This is a genomic window from Candidatus Lokiarchaeum ossiferum (assembly GCA_025839675.1).
Lineage (GTDB): Archaea > Asgardarchaeota > Lokiarchaeia > Sigyniarchaeales > Promethearchaeaceae > Lokiarchaeum > Lokiarchaeum ossiferum.
This window is the reverse complement of the sequence record CP104013.1, coordinates 5,429,485-5,446,233: the sequence shown is the minus strand read 5'-3', so window position 1 is coordinate 5,446,233 and position 16,749 is coordinate 5,429,485. Positions and strand designations below refer to the sequence as shown.

Genomic DNA, 16,749 nt, shown 5'->3' with positions numbered 1-16,749 from the left:
GTAAATATGTCAACTAACATCAAGAAAGTCAATATTATATGTCCAACATGTTCAAAAAGTAAAAAAATTGCCGCTCCAGTTGATATTATAAAAAAAAAAGAAACCGGTGCAACATCTGTTTATATTCCTTCGGGAATGGTCTGTGAGCATGAATTTTATGCTTACATCGATAAAAACTTTGCCGTTCGGGATTACCTCGTACTCGAATTTAGTTTACAAGATGAGGCAAAGAAGGCCAATAAAATTAAGAATGATGCACTAACGAAAGCTGATTCTGTTAATTTAGATATGAAAAATGTTTTAAAATTTATTTCAGAAAAAGATTTACGGTCCTTAATTTATGCTTGTTATATTGAGAGTCATTTGGTATTGATTGAAAATGATCCTTCACAGGAACGATTTGTGGTCATCTTCAATCTGCTGGCAAAATTGTTTCCCGATATAATAGAAACCACAAACATTTTTACCCCTGAGCGATATTTAGAATTTAGTGAAAATCAAAAAGAACGGTTACAAAATCACACTGTGTTTAATGTAATTTATAATCTTAGCGTCTACAAACCTTTTGGAGACAGTGATGCCGAACCCTTGGAGACAATTATGAAATTGTTGATGAAGGGATCGATTAAACTTCAAGCCATCTATACAAAAAACTATATAGATTATCTTCGCAAATTTTCTGATGATATTAAAGACATGGAAAACGAGAAAATTGATAAAGTAATTAAATTTTTGAAAAAGAGTGATGAACAACATCAAGATATGTTCACTTCTGCGATGATTGGAGTTATGCGGAGAAGAAATGAATTTAAAATAACGCATTTATCCGTGGAGGATTCTTCCGAAGAGGATATTATGAAAATGATCCATAAAAAACTGGAAGGAAAATTATTTTTGTATAATGAAAAAACTCACATTAGACAAGCAGAAAATCTTCCAGATGTTACTGAAAAGCACACCTTAAGATTGCTTCGAAAAAATGGGAACATGTCCATTGATAAAATAATCAGTGAATTACAAAATATTGCCCGTGATCGCCTTTTAACATTTGAGCTCCATAAATTACCAGAAATACTTGAAGGATTTACAAAAAAAGGGTTCATTGAAACACTCTAAACATTTTTTCTCTATTTATTAAGAAGATCATGAAATCGAGTTGCGAGGGCCTCCACAGCATATTGTGAAGGTTCACCTAAGTCTGATGGTTTGCGAAATTCTTTAATACCTAACATTTGCCCAGATTCGGAAGGAAAATTAGATACAATCACAGGATGCCCTAAAGCACTGATAACGATCATCCCTTGAATCAATGCCCAATGAGTTAGGACATCCAAAACAGCATTATGCCCTCCATTTTGTAATCCGGAAGCAGATACCACTGAGAAAAGTTTATCCTTTAGTTTATATTTCCCCATTTTTAAAGGACGAGAGCGATCAATTAAATCTTTAAGAATTCCAGGAACATTAAAGAAATAAGAAGGAGATCCCACCAAGATTGCATCCGCTTCTTGCATTTTTTTATCCAGAACACCCATATCATCTTTTTCAGAAAGGGGACACACATTTGGCTTTCGCAAACAAGAATCACACGCTATACAGTGGCCAACCGTAAAGTCAACCAAATTTAAAATTTCAACTTCAATTTTATGATCCTCCGTAAGGGTTTCAAGAGAATTTAAATTATCAATTTTTGTTGCAAAATGAGACGTAAGGGAGGCCGTTAAACCATTTTTTCGGGGACTACCCATAATAACTATAATTTTTTTTCCCATAGAATTAATTTGGGGAGGCCAAATAAAAAAGATTTGAAAGTATCAAATATAGATTAAAGGTTGACTGGATTCAATTCGATAAATTGCAAAAACTGTTGTCTTATCAGGACTCAACCAGACTTTTTTATACAATTTCCCAATACACTCATAATTTCTCAAACCAGCTGGTTGTGAATAATCCTTTTTAATCAAAATATGTTCAACAGTTGTGAGTGGGTTTGAAGGTCCATGTAAAATGAGTGCAGACAAGCCGATAGGATATATTTTAACGGAATAGATATGGGAAATATCGGTACCATTGTCCTTTGCAATTTCTTCTAATAACTCCAGACATAATTTAGTATCGTTAATTCGGGTGTAGTCATGTTCGGTGTAAATCCGAAAAAGCTGCTTTTTTATCATATTTTATTCTAATTTTCCAGTTTTAGAAAAATGATCAATTAATTAAAGGAAACACAAGCTAATAAATGTGGTACGTTCACTTGACGAATAAAATTAGATTATTGAAAATATGAAAAAAAATGAGATTTAAGGCATGTCCATGGAAGAAATAGGAACAATGATGGTAAAATGCGAGTCAAATAAATCAGAATGGGACATATCCTTGATTTCATCCAAAAATTCCATAGTTATTTCATCAGAATCCGAATCTCCATTTTTCATTCGAATAAAAGTGTGATCCCGCATTTCTTTCTTTTCATCAACGTAAACATCGAAATATTGGATAGAATTTTCAGAATCATGACTTGGTTCAACATTCATATTCATGATGAATGCTATATCTGCCTTATCGGCTTCAAGCAAGAAAATAAACTTTATGTTTTGTGTGGCAATTAACTCCCGTAAATTTAAATATAAGGATTCTATTCCTGGAGTAGAGATTTTAGGAGAATTTTTTTCAGAGAGCGCTTTGTGTGATTGATCAATTACCTCTGGATTAATTAACATAAATTTTCCAGGTAATAACTTCTTCCGTTCAAATTCTGTCAAGTATTTTGTAAATAACTCTGAATTGGATTTATTCACAAATTTGGTATTGATCCTTTCAATCGGTGAATAAATAGTGAGTTGATGATTTAACGAAAAGCCAGACATCACTTTAGTAAAGTACATTTTCTTTTCGGGGTTGTATGGTAAAATTGTTTTCCCTTTGGAACCCATTCCAAGCTGTTTTAACATAGCTTCTGGACCCATAGATTCTAAATTTAAGATAAGAAGCAAGAATTTGCGGAAATCTTTGACTTCTAAGTAATTTTTGAAAGACGAAAGCATTTCCACTGCATAAGTATATTTTTCAGAATAATCCATACTGATCAATACAACTGTAATACTTCACAAATTAAAAATTCTGAGATAATAGATTTAATGTTTTTCCTAAATTATTTTATTTTCGTGCTTCAGAAAATTGTCGTTTAACTATGGGCATTTCAGTTACGTATGTATCGATTTCTCGGTAATGCAACCTTTTATGCAAGAGGGGATTTTCTCGATTATCTATCCAATATTCTAAAACTACTGCAGGAACACGAATTCCCAATTTATTACAAACATAAGTTCTATGATGCCCATCGTGTTGTACTAAATTATACTTTGATTCAGTTTTAATGAGCCAAACAACTACCGGAGGTATGGGTTTGTTAGTTTTAAGCATGTATTTAATCGCAGCGGTAACCATTTCAACTTTATCAAAATCTAAGGAATCTTCTGAAGCCCAAATTTTTTCAGGATTTAACCGTCTTTCTTTCCAACTTAAACCTTTACCTTCAAATAAAGGCAATCTCAATTGCAAAAGGGTTCGATCAACACCTCGCTGGATATCAAAGTTAACACCCCAAGCACTATGCATGAGAAATGAAAGATATGCTAATTCAGGAACCATAGGAACCTTCTCCCTTAGAAACATCTTCTTTATATCAACAGTAGTGAAATGTTTTAAATGCTCCCGGGAGAATTGTTCCACTTCAATATGTTGCCAGTCAATTTCGTAGGATTTCATTAACATCTCTCATCATTTTTCATGGATTATTATCTTGTGACAATATCAAAATGTTTTGTTCTAGATACAGGTAAATCGATTACCCGGGTTCTAATCTGGAAGGCATAGCGAAACTTATCTTCCATCTTGGAATAATTGCCTAAAGGTTCTAAGATCACTGCTGGAATCCGAATCCCATTCCTATGAGCATAGTAAGTTCGATGATGACCATCATGAACAATTAGGCGAATGGCTTGAGAATCAAAAAAATTCCACACTATTACCGGAGGGAGGCTTGCTTCAATTATTTTTGAATAGGCATGGGCGGCTTCAACCATTTTAAGTTTTGCTGTTTCAAGACCATCTTGACTTGCCCAGAGAAATGCAGGTTCAATATTTTTAATAGATGCAAGAACATCCCGAGGTTTGACATTCAATTGATTGCATGCAAAACGTTTCAGATCATTCGCCGTTGTACCAGAAAACCAATGAGTACGCCTAAGAAAAGCTTCATATCCAAGAGATTTATCTTCCTCCAATTTAGAATTAAGTAACTTCAAAATTTCAACGGGATTAGTAAGGGAAGCAGCACTCATGGTTGGGTCAAGGAGTTTTTATTTTTTTAATAAGTCATTCGATATATTTCTAATTAAATTGGGAAATCTACTCCTTTAAAGCTTAAGGTTTGGAGTAAAATACCAAATATGTCAAAACGCATTTTTAATTTTTTATCCAAAAATCTAAGCGTTTTTGAGTTTTTGAATAGGGAACTAATTTACTTGCTTTTAACCAGTGTTTTAAGGGTACTTTAAAACGATTATTTATTACTTGTAAAGCATCCTTTAGAGATTCATGTTGGATCACATTGGATCCTTTCCATCCGTTTTGCAAGGCTTGTCTCACCGTTTCTCGAATTACCCACACACCTAAAGGAAGTATATATCCTCCACGGATTTCACGAAATACAATGGCTCGCGATTGGCGGCGAGATTTCGATAAGAATTCCACAATTTCTTTACGTGCAGCATAATAAGCCCCTGTAATATTATCCGCATACTTTTTCCTTCCATTTTCGAGCTCGTAATCATTAACGATTACCGGTTCAGCAATATTAGTAGGATATAAGCCAAAAATATCTTGATTCCAAATGGACTCAGAATGCCAATGTTCGTTCATTTCGAAAGCCCATGGACCGGGCATAAATAATATTATAAAATGGTTATCAAGATAATCATTGGTGAATGTGTAATACTTATCTATACTGGGATAATGCTTTATTGATTTCGCAACACTCTTACTGATAATTGTGTCAACAGCAGTGATCGCCCAACGAGTTGGGACTAATCGACGATTTTTTTTCACTCCTAATAATCCAGCAGATAATAAACGTTGCATAGAAGTTGTCGATATATCATCCGATTTATAGAGATAGCCATAGATAGCTTCTGATGATTTCAAATCTTTATCGGAGATGACCTTATCCACCGGTTTTAAAACCTTAACATTATCAATTACATCAATTTTTTCTGCTCTGCCCGATGGGCCGTTGGGCGCACTGCTGCTATCATATCGCATAGAAACACGAATATGTGACAATTTTGCTTCAGTATCAACAGAATTTGAAGCCATGGTTAATTCCTGGGTTGATTCTAGCATTTTACGATTGGTTCGGTTTAAATCACCAAGAATTTTATCAATATTATCTTGATAACGTACTCCAATGGAGAAATTTGAACGAACCATCCCTGATCGATACTTTACGATTTCCTCAAGGGGTTTCCCAAACCAAGATTCCGGTGAATCTAAAAATCCCGTATTTTTTTCCACTGCATATTCCCCAATAGGAAGTAAAGGACCAATATTCACCCTAGGATATCCCACATGTCCAACAAAGACAGCGGGAGGAGAAGCGCCAAAAATATTCTGATTGGATTTAATTTCTTTTGGATCAATTGTCAAAGTACTCTTTAAAATAGAATTTTTCATCAAGATAGGACATTGTGATTTTCCGCACAATAACCGTGCCCCCTTACATTTTATACAAATGTTCACTGAATCGGATTCTGATGACATCATCAATAACTATCTCTGCTGAAAAATCGAAAATCGATAATCATATAAAAATGACTCTCCTTTTTAATAAAGATCTCTATCATGGTGTATTATAATTCAAAGAAATTGTCTTTCTTTGAAGATGTTGTAGAGCTAACAAGAAATTTTAAATGTATTTGGTCTTCTATTTAAACTCGATGTTTTTTCTTTAACATCCTAATAGTAGCGAGACATTAAATGTTAATGGGAAAAGGTTCTACAAGTGTAAAAATGTTTTAATAGGGTTGCCGACAAAAAAAGAATATCGAAGAATTTTACCGACAAAACCCAGATATTCAAAATTTGGATTTTAGATGGTAAAATTTATATATTTATCGACTACCAACTCAACCTCGAGAGGTTCACATGACAATGAAAATCGTTACTATCAACATTCCAGATCAATATTTAGATTGTTTAGAAACAATGGTCAACATGGGATACTTTCCAAGTCGTTCTGAAGCAGTTCGACAAGCATTAAAGCAATTTTTAACCAACGAACAAGATTTAAACCAAGATTTAACACCTGAAAGATTTCAAGCCTTTAAAACACAACAAATGGAAGCACTTATGCACTATAAATAATATCTTTTTTTTTCAATTTTACAATCTTTTTAATCAAATTTTTATGAATGTACTCCTTCTTCTATTTGTTATGCAAGCGTCTGTTAAAGTTTTATCTTCTCATATCCATCAAGGGTGCATTAAAATCCCCATCGACGCTATTATTATTATTCGTTAGTTAAGCATTGGCTTAACTTCAATATCAGTTGATAACAGACGCAAATTCAAACTGGTATTGCAGCATTTCCATGCACATTTTCGGTATAACTTTGTTCTTTAGGTTATAATAACATCCTTATAGAAATTTTCAGAAAAATCAAACTTTTTTGACATGCAATCCTTTTTTCGTTAATAAAAAATATAAACACAGAGGAAAACTAAATGGAATCCTTAGGTAAACTTAACTCGTTAGAAATTGAAGAACGAATCCAACAATGGTGGGAAGATGAGAAGATATATGATCTTATTAAACAAAATGAACCCAAAGAAAAGAAATTCTTCTTCTTAGATGGTCCCCCCTATACCACAGGTGATGTTCATCTGGGTACTGCTTGGAATAAAATCTTAAAAGATTATGTCATAAAATATAAGCGTATGCAAGGATATCGTGTTACTGATACGCCTGGTTATGATACACACGGACTACCTATAGAAGTAATGATCGAAAAGAAATTAGGTATAAAGAATAAACAAGAGATCTTAGAATATGGATTGGATAAATTTGTCTCCGAATGTAGAAATTATGCAGTTAGCCAAATTGATACTATGAATAAGCAATTTTCAAGATTGGGATGCAATTTCTGGAACTGGGATAATCCCTATATCACACTGAGAAATACCTATATTCAAGGAATTTGGTGGACATTGAAGAAGGCATGGGAAAATGATTATTTGTATAAAGGATATCGCCCCCAAAATTGTTGCCCTCGATGCGGAACTGCTTTGGCAAAACATGAATATGAATATCATGATATCACCGATACCGCCATCTTTGTCAAATTTCAATCGGTTGAAGATCCAAAGACATTTTATGTTATATGGACAACCACACCTTGGACTCTAATCTCAAATACAAACATCATGGCAAATCCAGATAGTGAGTATGTGAAAATGCGGGTAAAGGATGAATATTGGATCATGGGAATTGCCGCCACTTCAGATTTATTACAAAACAAATTAAATTTGGCCTTAAAAACAGAAGATGGGTTTGAATATGGAGAGCGTTACACCGGTTATGACTTAGAAGGTAAACAATATATTCATCCATTCGCTAAAGAAGTCCCCATCCATGCAGAATTAGAAAAAGAACAACCATTAGTACATACAATAGTCCTTTCTCGAGAATACGTCCAAGAAACAGGAGGATCAGGATTGGTTCATTCAGCTCCAGGTCATGGACCAGAAGATTTTGAAGTCGGAATGGAATATGGAATACCAATTTTCTCACCAGTAGATATGAATGGAGAATACACGAGTGAAGCAGGAGATTTATTTAAAGGAAAGTATGTACATGAAGTTAATCGAGAAATTATCGATATGTTGAAAGAAAAAAAAACTTTAGTACACGAAGAACCCATAGCACACGAGTACGCTCACTGTTGGAGATGCAAAACCAAATTGGTATACCGAGCAACCGACCAATGGTTCTTCGCAACATCAAAATTACGTGACGAATTGTTAAAGGAAAATGAAGATATCTTTTGGATCCCAAAATATGCTGGTGATACCAATTTTAAATCATGGTTGATGGGATTACGGGATTGGTGTATATCACGCCAAAGAATCTGGGGTATCCCATTATCCATTTGGCAATGTGATGATGAAGCCTGTGATAACATGGATGTAATCGGATCGATGAAGGAATTGGAAGAAAAAGCGGGTGAATGTCCAGAAGATCTCCACGTTCCCATCATAGACAAAGTCACTTGGAAATGCCCAAAATGTTCTAAAGGAACCATGAAGCGGGTCCCGGATTTAGCAGATGTTTGGTTAGATTCAGGATCAGTGATGTGGGCATCCCAACAATTTGTTGACGGTCATGAACATTATGACACTTGGGAACCAGCCGATTTCATCTTGGAAGGAAAAGATCAAATCCGTGGATGGTTCAACTCATTGATTTGCGCAGCAATGCTTTCATCTAAACGGAAAAATTATAAAGCATGTTATATGCATGGATGGGTAAATTCACATGGAGTTAAAATGTCCAAATCCTTAGGAAATGCAGTCCAACCAATTGATGTTATTCGCGGTGAAGTGGAAATTTTGACTGAATCTCAAAAGGAACATTTACGGAAACAAGCAGCCCTTCTGACCACATCCAAATTTGATAAGACTAAGGAAAGTAAAACTCCAAAGAAGAATCGAAAAGAACGTCAAAAGAAATATATTAAAGACGATAAACGCTGGTCTAATATCAAAGGAATAGAAAACTTCCGATTCTACAGTGTCATGGCTACCCCTCCAGGAAAAGATATGAACTTTGACTACAAGGAATATACCGACACCTTCAAAGTACTTAACACCTTTTGGAATACCTATTTATTTGCCCAAGAAAAAATGATGCTAAATAACTTTGATCCAAAAAAGCATTCCATGGATATTAATAAATTATCCGCGCCAGATAGATGGATAGTTTCCAAAGTGAACAGTACAATTAAAGAAGTGACAGATCTATTTGACAATTACGAGTTACCCTCAATTCCTGCACGTCTCCAAGAGTTCATTGTAAATGATCTGTCTCGATGGTACATCTCCCTAATTCGGGACGATATCGATGTAAATAATGAAAATCCAAACAAATATAATACATTAGCAGTGCTTTGGTATGTTTTACACCGATTATGCTTGATTATGGCCCCTGTAAATCCAATGTTGACTGAGGAAATATATCAAAAGATGTTTCGCCCAATGCTTCCCACACAAACCCGAGAATCAATTCATTTGGACAAATGGCCCCAAATTGATGATGATTTAATCGATGAAAATGCTGAACGCAAAATGCAAACAACTCGCCACATCATTGATGAAGTACGTTCATTGAAAGCCGAAAATAAGATAAAATTGCGATGGCCTACCAAAGGATTATTGATAAAAGCCAAAGATCAAAAGGAAGAAATTCCATTCCAAGATTTGATCAAAGAAATGAGTAATGTGAAGGAATTGACGATCGTTAAAGATGAAAAAGTTGATGACACCTTTAAATTCAAAGACGTAGGAGAATACATAGTATATTTGGATTTACAAGACTCTAAAGAATTGCAACAGGAACGAATATTGCGAGATTTATTGCGTACGATCCAATTCTTACGAAAGCAACATAAATTGCAGACTGGAGAATCAATAACTCTAACTTTGTCTACTGAACACCCCTTCCTTTACGAAACTTTGAATGAATTAAAGGAAAATATCACTACTAAAGTGACAGCTGAACCCCTAAATTTAACCAAAGAAGTATCTGAACCGATTAATGAAGGAATATCACAAGATTTCAATGTTTGTTTAAATGGTACATGCTACGCCGTAATTCGAGAGAAAATGGTTAATGCAATTAAAAGTGGATCTGAAGGAAAATGCGGATATTGTGCACAATCCATTTCCAAAGACAAATTGGGGTTGATCCGCATCAATTTTATTAAAAACTAAGGAGTTTCTTTATTTTTTTACTTTTTTCTAAAATCTTTGACCAGTATTAGATGAAGTCATCAAAATGAAATAGAACGAAGGGGACAGCAAAAAAAAAGGGCAGTCAAAGCGATTTCACCCAAATAATTAATCTTGATATTTATCAACAATGACTTTACTAAGACTATAAGCATATTTCTGTAAATCTAAAATCAATTTCCGTTGAGTTAATTCCCTTAGAACGGACACATCTAGTGCTCCAAACTGACGTTCCAAATCATCAATGGTCGTAAATATCGCTGAAACTTTGTTCCAATCTGCCGCCCACTCATAATCCCACTCTTCATCAAAAACTGTTTTGAAAGGATGTACCTCTGCAATCATTTTCCTACTAGAATTTAGATAAATTCCCTTTATAAAGGTATCGAGAGAATAGTTTTTTAGGATTTTGAGTCGGCCATTTTTTGGGCTAAATTTTCTTTAAAATGCGGAAAACGGTGGGAAAACGATTCCAAGTTAAGCATTGGCCAATCTTCAAACAAATGCAAAGAACTTAATGGTTTTTTATCAATTTGATCTTGATCAGATAGAATGGTGTTCTTTAGAGCATCTAAATCAAAGAGAGAGATTATTTCACTGGAAGATAACACATCCAAAAATCGCACATAATATCTCAAATAATCGTCAGTAGGAACGATTTCCTCGCGAATATGCGATGATTCAAAAATGGCATGCTCTAATAATGCCGGATAGATTTGATGTTCCCAAGCAATTAAATTCGTAAATAAAATAAATAAATCATCTAAAGATAATTTAAAAAATACTGCCTGGTATAGAATATTTTCTTTAGATTCCCCAAATTCAACAATAGACTTCTGTATTTCTTCTAAAGTTTGACGAATAAAAGGACGCAAAGCAATTTCATAAAATTCTTGACTTTTATCACTATCTAACACAATTTTAATTTGAGAGTATAAATAATTTTTTACTTTCTTAATTCTGGCTCTTGAACGAGTACAGTTGATCCATTTCTCGCTGAAGGGATTTGATTTGGCTCGATGACGATATTCCAATTCAAAAGCAGATAGATCGAGTAAATTTTCAATTATTTCAAAGATAATTTCCTTCATTTTTGATTTCACCAACCGCTATGGGTAGAAATGGATCTCTTGGAAAAACTTCCCTTAAAATCATTAACTTAAATCTTACTTATAACATTTCCCCTTCAATATTAATAAAAATCATAAATGTTTCATAAATACCCACCCCTTTCCCATTGACAAAGATGCATATCTTCAATCGAAAATTCAATTTTTTAAAGATTTTCATACTTTGTTCACTTAATATTGAGATTTTTTAATTATGTCAAATTCAGAAAAATTTTTTTCTAAATACAAGCAGGAAATCTATACTACAACTTAAATAGGGAAATAAAAAAAACAAACATTCATTTTCATCATGATTCAGAACGGAGAAAATATCCAAAAATCTTGGTCAAAAAGTTTAAAATCGGTAGAATAGTGACATAAAAATGTAATTTAACCTTTAAAATAATCAATTGGTGTAAACCCTCGTATTTGAAGATTTTTGTCCAAGTATATTTGAAATCTATGAGGACATATGATATTTTCTTCAATAGTAATGGACATAATATCTTTTTCTTGAATTTTGATCGAATATACTAATTCACTTTTTAACACAATTTCTTTGGTTAACTTGCAAGTTGGACATCTTACGAGTAAGGATCTATCATGAATCTCAGCGATCTTGACTTGGATAGGATCTTCTTCGATCAATTGAGATTTAACTTTTTCTAATGAGGTGTTTGGTAATTCTCTTCTGTGCAAGAATCCAGGAAGTAAAAGCCCCATATAACTCGAAAAGGTAAACAAGCCTACAAATATCCACCCAATAGTGGTAAAAATAGAGTAACCACCTTTATTTCCCCAAAATGTAAAAGCTATCACATCCAATACAAGAAAAAATTGATTGGCTAACATTGAAACTTGCGAAATTCCGATAAACATAAAACCGATTTTTGCATAGCTATCTGACACTTGAAGATAGGCAGAAAATGATTTAATGGCCAATAAAGCATAGAGATAGGTTTGATACACAACGAATAATGTAGAAGAAAAAATCCGGATTGATGGGCCAAAGTCTGTTTTTCCATCAGAAGGAAAACCATAATAATTGTTGGGAAGTATAAGCAATATAACTAAAATGGCAATAAAAATGAAATGGTAGTTATACGACTTCTTAAATACATTGAATATCTCCTGACCAAATTGAATTAAGAAGAAAAGAGAACATGCCAAAAAACCGATGAATAAGGTATAAGCAATTCGATAAAAAATCAGTTTATATCCGGTGATATATCCTTGAATCATAGCAGAAATTAAGAAAATACATGCAAGGAATAAGGAAAAGAACAAATTTCTCAATGAGTAAACACTTCTACGTCTTCTTTCTTTCCATTTCATTGCCAGAATAATTGTTAACAGAAAACAAGAAAAGGTGGAGAAAACCAAGACAAAAAAAACAGGAACGGTTCCTGCTGGCATTTCTTCATAACTCAAAAATTGGTTCCTCCATTTTTTATTCTTCCTATATCATTTTGATTAATCAATCCTTTATATCTAATTATCCATACAATTTCTAATAGTTCGTACCATTTCATAAGATAGTTTTATTCAAAATTGTTTTAGTCAAACAAAGAATGGTTTAGCAAGGGCACAATAGAAATCAAAAACTTAGAATTAAAATCCAAATCTATAACTAAAAGACTGATAACGAAAGATCCAACTATTCTCATTCTGCGAATAATCTTCTCGAAATTCAAGGTTTGGGGTATATGCAGGATATGAAAAGGAAACAATAGATTTCCTTCTTTTTGTAGACACAAAATCTTTGCTTACTTCCCTTCCTCCGATTTTTTCCTTCCCTTTTGACCACTTGGTTGATGCAGACTCCATGGGAAAAATCCGAAAAAAATATTCTTCTTTGATTTCATTTGGGAACCAAATTTCATTTAAGTTTTTTCCTTATGAGTCAATGCAAAAATTTCTTATAGAAATGGAAATTTCATACACACAGTATTATCCGATGATATGGAGTGAATCCTCTTATTATCAATGTTCGTTAAATGAGAGTAAATCCATGGAAGGATAAGTAACATAACGATATATATAACACAGAATTCTGCATTCAGATATCTTTTCATTTGAAATGCAAAATTCTACACAAAATGAGAATACGACAATGAGTACTAATCCAGATGAAATACGAATTGCTGTTTTCCCATGTGACTGTGGTGTAAATATCGCTGGTGTAATAGACATAGCAGCATTAGCAGAATATGCAAAAACTTTGCCAAATGTTGTTATTGCGGATAAAAATTTATCTCTCTGAACCACCTCAGGAGCAGATTTCATTAAGAAATATATTGATGAATACAATGTTAATCGAGTGGTAATTGCGGCTTGAACCCCAAAAACACATGAACCGGTTTTCCAAGCAGTTTTAAATGATTGCGGGTTAGACCCTTCATATTTGGAGTTCGTCAATATTCGAGAGCACACAAGTTTTGTCCACCAAAAAGATAAAGCGAAAGCTTTGGAAATGGCTAAGGAACAAGTTCGAGCAGGAGTTGCACGAGCGGCCCGATTGGAAGTAGTACCCGAAAGAGTAGTACCTGTATCGGATGCAGTTTTAGTCATTGGAGGAGGAGTTGCTGGACTACAATCCGCTTTAGATCTTGCGAACCAAGGTCATAAAGTGTATTTAGTTGAACAAAATCCAACAATTGGTGGAAAAATGAGTATGCTTGACCGCACATTCCCAACCGATGATTGTAGTATCTGAATCTTGGGGCCTGTCATGTTAGAAGTGCAAAGAAATGAAAATATTGAACTTTTAACGTTGTCTGAAGTTACCAAAGTAGAAGGCTATGTAGGAAACTTTGAAGTTGAGATCTTGCAAAAGGCACGATATACAAATACCGATTGCAATGGGTGTGGCGCATGTTTTGATGTGTGCCCCGCTGTTTCACGTAGTGAATTCGATCAAGGCTTAGGACAACGAAAAGCAATATATGTTGCATTCTCGCAAGCAGTCCCAATGAGAGCTCAAATTGATATGGATGCATGTATCAAATGTGGCAATTGTGCCAACGTTTGTGAACTTACAGCCGTTAAATTTGATCAAGAAGATACACTCTTCTCTGTGAAAGTAGGAGGAATAATTGTAGCAACAGGTTGGGATGAATACAAACCAATTGATGGATATTTAGGTTATGGCAAATACGAGAACGTAGTAACACAACTCGAATTTGAACGAATGCTCGCCCCCAATGGACCAGTAGTCGGCCATTTACATAGACCATCGGATGGAAAACCACCAGAAAGCGTCTTATTTGTCCAATGCGTTGGCTCACGGGATGTCAATAGAAATGTATACTGCTCAAGTGGAGTATGTTGTATGGTTAGCATTAAAAATGCTAAGCTTGTAAAAACACATGATCCAGATCTTGAAGTAGTTGTATCTTATATTGACATTCGCGCAGCAGGAAAGGGATATGAAGAATATTATACCCAATCCAGACGCGACGGAGTAAAATATATACGCTCAAAGGTAGCTCGTGTTCGCGAAGATCCAAAGACCCAAAATCTCATAGTGGTGCTTGAGGACACCTTAAGCCCAGATAAAACGATTAAAGAATATGAATTTGATTTAATTGTGTTATCTGCAGCGATGATGCCTTCGGATACCTTTGGAAAATTGAATAAAGCCCTAAATCTGTCAAAACATCCGAGCGGATTCTTAAAAGAATTCCACCAGCGATTGAACACTGTCGACACCGATGTTCCCGGAATTGCATTATCAGGTGCATGTCATGGCCCTAAAGCCATTTCAGAATCCATTATGCAAGCAAAGGGTGCAGCCTCTTCTATTGGTAAGTTATTATCCAATGGAGAATATCGAATTAAACTTATTCGGGCCGTACCAGATGAAGCCAAATGCTCACGATGTGGAATGTGTGCGGAAGCTTGTCCTTATAATGCAATTCGAATAACTCAAGAAGATGGAGCGCTTGTCGATGAAATCCTCTGCCGAGGATGCGGTCTTTGTGCATCAGTGTGCCCAAGTTCGGCAATATCAATTCGATACTATCGTGATGAACAATACGGCGATTTAATTGACGCAATATTGGAAGATGCCCTTATGGAGAAATCTAAGGCATAATTAGGGGGATAAATGAAAATGGAAAATTTTGAACCACGGATTATAGCTTTCTTATGTTGGAAATGAGGTTACGGCGCCTGCGATATGGCCGGAACCATTCGAGCCCAATATCCTGCAAGTATTCGACCAGTTCGAGTAATGTGCACGGCAAGAGTATCAGCAGATATGGTCATGCGAGCCTTTAATAAAGGAGCCGATGGAGTCATCATAGGTGGATGACATATTGGAGAATGTGATTTTGTGAATGGCAATGAATATGCCCAAAAATTAGTCCAATATCTCAAAACTATCATGCATACTATAGGATTAGAACCTGATCGTTTGAAAATGATCTTTATCAGTGCGGCTGAAGGAGAACGCTTCCGACAACTTGCAGTTGAAATGGATAATACAGTCAGACGGTTAGGGCCTTCTAAACTAAGAATGCATCAAATTGATGCTGCCGCAAAAGCTGCTGCCAAGAAAGCCAAAAAAAAAACAGTCTAAGGAAAATACAACAAAAACCTTCGACATATATGGCCCAGATGAACCCTTGCTATAAACCAAGTGCAAGGTGGATGAATCCTGCGAGGATGTATCCCATATATGCAATTGAACCAAAATAATTTATCAATAATTTTCTTTTTTATTCCTTCTAAACAATTAAAAGGAAAAATCTCCTATCTTCACATAATGGTTAATGAAAATATCTTAATTGTGGAAGATGAAGGCCTTACATCATTAGCTTTGGAATCTTTACTGAAAAAAGCTAAGTACAATCCTGTCGCTACTGTTTCATCTGGAGAAGAAGCCCTAAGCTTTATGCGCGAAAATGTTAATGAAGTGGATTTAATTTTAATGGATATTATACTTGATGGTAGTATTAATGGAATCGATGCTGCTAAAGAAATTTCTACAAAATATCATACACCCATAGTATTTGTTACAGCTTTAGAAGATATGAAAACTCTTGAATCCGCTAAACTTGGGGAGCCGTTTGGCTATATTATTAAACCAGTCAAAGGAATTAATGATTTAAGACCGAATATCGAAACATTATTATATAATTCCAAAATTAAAGAAGAAATTCGAAAGAAATTAATGCAAATTCATGACATTACACAAACGGAATTGATTAATTTTTCCCAACCAACCAACAATAATGAAATTCAGAATCAAGGCGGTGAAGAAAAGCAACCTTTGAGTGAAGACCAACATTTTAAAGACTTTATGATTGGTTGTTTAAGTGCTTTAGCCAATGCAGATCGATTTCTAATTATGACAGTTCTGAAAGATCGTCCTTTAAAATTAACTGAGATCCAAAATCTGATTGAAAAATCTCGATCAGCCACATCCCACAATCTTCAGATCTTAGAACATTTAGGATTAATCAAAGGGTGGAAGAAAGGGCGTTTTACCTATTATTCTCTTGCAAAAACCGAAATCTTGAAATTTTTAGAAAATTGGCGATTCTGGTTGTCCCTCTTTCCATTGTCTTAG

General features: G+C 34.6%; 14 protein-coding genes and 2 pseudogenes. 6 read left to right on the top strand and 10 right to left on the bottom strand.

Features of this window, described 5'->3' with window-relative positions; translation table 11 throughout:
• Nucleotides 1–6 precede the first annotated feature (6 nt).
• A complete protein-coding gene (locus NEF87_RS23240; RefSeq protein ID WP_457917709.1) occupies nucleotides 7–1,116 on the top strand; it encodes a hypothetical protein in 1,110 nt (369 codons plus the stop codon).
• 11 nt (nucleotides 1,117–1,127) lie between these two features.
• Here the strand turns inward: NEF87_RS23240 and NEF87_RS23235 are convergent, their stop codons facing one another.
• The 6 genes from NEF87_RS23235 to NEF87_RS23210 all read right to left on the bottom strand — a co-directional run bounded on the left by NEF87_RS23235 (nucleotide 1,128) and on the right by NEF87_RS23210 (nucleotide 5,823).
• A complete protein-coding gene (locus tag NEF87_RS23235) occupies nucleotides 1,128–1,772 on the bottom strand; it encodes a flavodoxin family protein (protein ID WP_457917708.1) in 645 nt (214 codons plus the stop codon).
• Nucleotides 1,773–1,814: 42 nt separating this feature from the next.
• On the bottom strand, nucleotides 1,815–2,174 hold the full coding sequence (locus NEF87_RS23230; RefSeq protein ID WP_371803911.1) for a hypothetical protein: 360 nt from the start codon (nucleotides 2,172–2,174) through the stop codon (nucleotides 1,815–1,817).
• Between the two features lie 126 nt (nucleotides 2,175–2,300).
• The gene (locus tag NEF87_RS23225; protein WP_457917707.1) at nucleotides 2,301–3,080 is read right to left on the bottom strand and encodes a hypothetical protein; all 780 of its coding nucleotides are present in this window, start codon (nucleotides 3,078–3,080) and stop codon (nucleotides 2,301–2,303) included.
• 76 nt (nucleotides 3,081–3,156) lie between these two features.
• The gene (locus NEF87_RS23220) at nucleotides 3,157–3,768 is read right to left on the bottom strand and encodes a hypothetical protein (protein ID WP_371803909.1); all 612 of its coding nucleotides are present in this window, start codon (nucleotides 3,766–3,768) and stop codon (nucleotides 3,157–3,159) included.
• A gap of 29 nt (nucleotides 3,769–3,797) precedes the next feature.
• Nucleotides 3,798–4,343 carry a hypothetical protein gene (locus tag NEF87_RS23215; protein ID WP_457917706.1) on the bottom strand — a complete coding sequence of 182 codons (546 nt, stop codon included), beginning with the start codon at nucleotides 4,341–4,343 and terminating at the stop codon, nucleotides 3,798–3,800.
• Nucleotides 4,344–4,467: 124 nt separating this feature from the next.
• Nucleotides 4,468–5,823 (bottom strand): Nre family DNA repair protein, encoded by a 1,356-nt coding sequence (locus NEF87_RS23210; RefSeq protein ID WP_457917705.1) that lies wholly within the window; start codon nucleotides 5,821–5,823, stop codon nucleotides 4,468–4,470.
• A 381-nt stretch (nucleotides 5,824–6,204) separates the two neighbouring features.
• On the opposite strand from NEF87_RS23210, the gene NEF87_RS23205 reads away from it, so the two are divergent.
• Nucleotides 6,205–6,423 (top strand): ribbon-helix-helix domain-containing protein, encoded by a 219-nt coding sequence (locus tag NEF87_RS23205; RefSeq protein WP_371803906.1) that lies wholly within the window; start codon nucleotides 6,205–6,207, stop codon nucleotides 6,421–6,423.
• A gap of 360 nt (nucleotides 6,424–6,783) precedes the next feature.
• Nucleotides 6,784–10,047: an isoleucine--tRNA ligase gene (gene ileS / locus NEF87_RS23200; protein WP_457917704.1), complete on the top strand. Its 3,264-nt coding sequence runs from the start codon at nucleotides 6,784–6,786 to the stop codon at nucleotides 10,045–10,047.
• A 126-nt stretch (nucleotides 10,048–10,173) separates the two neighbouring features.
• Here ileS and NEF87_RS23195 read toward each other — a convergent pair whose 3' ends face one another.
• The 4 genes from NEF87_RS23195 to NEF87_RS23180 form a co-directional block, all read right to left on the bottom strand.
• Nucleotides 10,174–10,410, bottom strand: a complete 237-nt coding sequence (locus tag NEF87_RS23195; protein WP_371803904.1) for a hypothetical protein — start codon at nucleotides 10,408–10,410, stop codon at nucleotides 10,174–10,176.
• 56 nt (nucleotides 10,411–10,466) lie between these two features.
• Nucleotides 10,467–11,156 (bottom strand): hypothetical protein, encoded by a 690-nt coding sequence (locus NEF87_RS23190; protein WP_371803903.1) that lies wholly within the window; start codon nucleotides 11,154–11,156, stop codon nucleotides 10,467–10,469.
• Between the two features lie 408 nt (nucleotides 11,157–11,564).
• Nucleotides 11,565–12,605, bottom strand: a complete 1,041-nt coding sequence (locus NEF87_RS23185) for a hypothetical protein (protein WP_457917703.1) — start codon at nucleotides 12,603–12,605, stop codon at nucleotides 11,565–11,567.
• A 180-nt stretch (nucleotides 12,606–12,785) separates the two neighbouring features.
• A complete protein-coding gene (locus NEF87_RS23180) occupies nucleotides 12,786–13,001 on the bottom strand; it encodes a hypothetical protein (protein WP_457917702.1) in 216 nt (71 codons plus the stop codon).
• Between the two features lie 286 nt (nucleotides 13,002–13,287).
• On the opposite strand from NEF87_RS23180, the pseudogene NEF87_RS23175 reads away from it, so the two are divergent.
• The 3 genes and pseudogenes from NEF87_RS23175 to NEF87_RS23165 all read left to right on the top strand — a co-directional run bounded on the left by NEF87_RS23175 (nucleotide 13,288) and on the right by NEF87_RS23165 (nucleotide 16,749).
• Nucleotides 13,288–15,270, top strand: a pseudogene (locus NEF87_RS23175) (FAD-dependent oxidoreductase).
• Nucleotides 15,271–15,351: 81 nt separating this feature from the next.
• Nucleotides 15,352–15,756: pseudogene (locus tag NEF87_RS23170) on the top strand (hydrogenase iron-sulfur subunit); the annotation flags it as partial.
• Nucleotides 15,757–15,942: 186 nt separating this feature from the next.
• Nucleotides 15,943–16,749 (top strand): response regulator, encoded by an 807-nt coding sequence (locus NEF87_RS23165; protein ID WP_457917701.1) that lies wholly within the window; start codon nucleotides 15,943–15,945, stop codon nucleotides 16,747–16,749.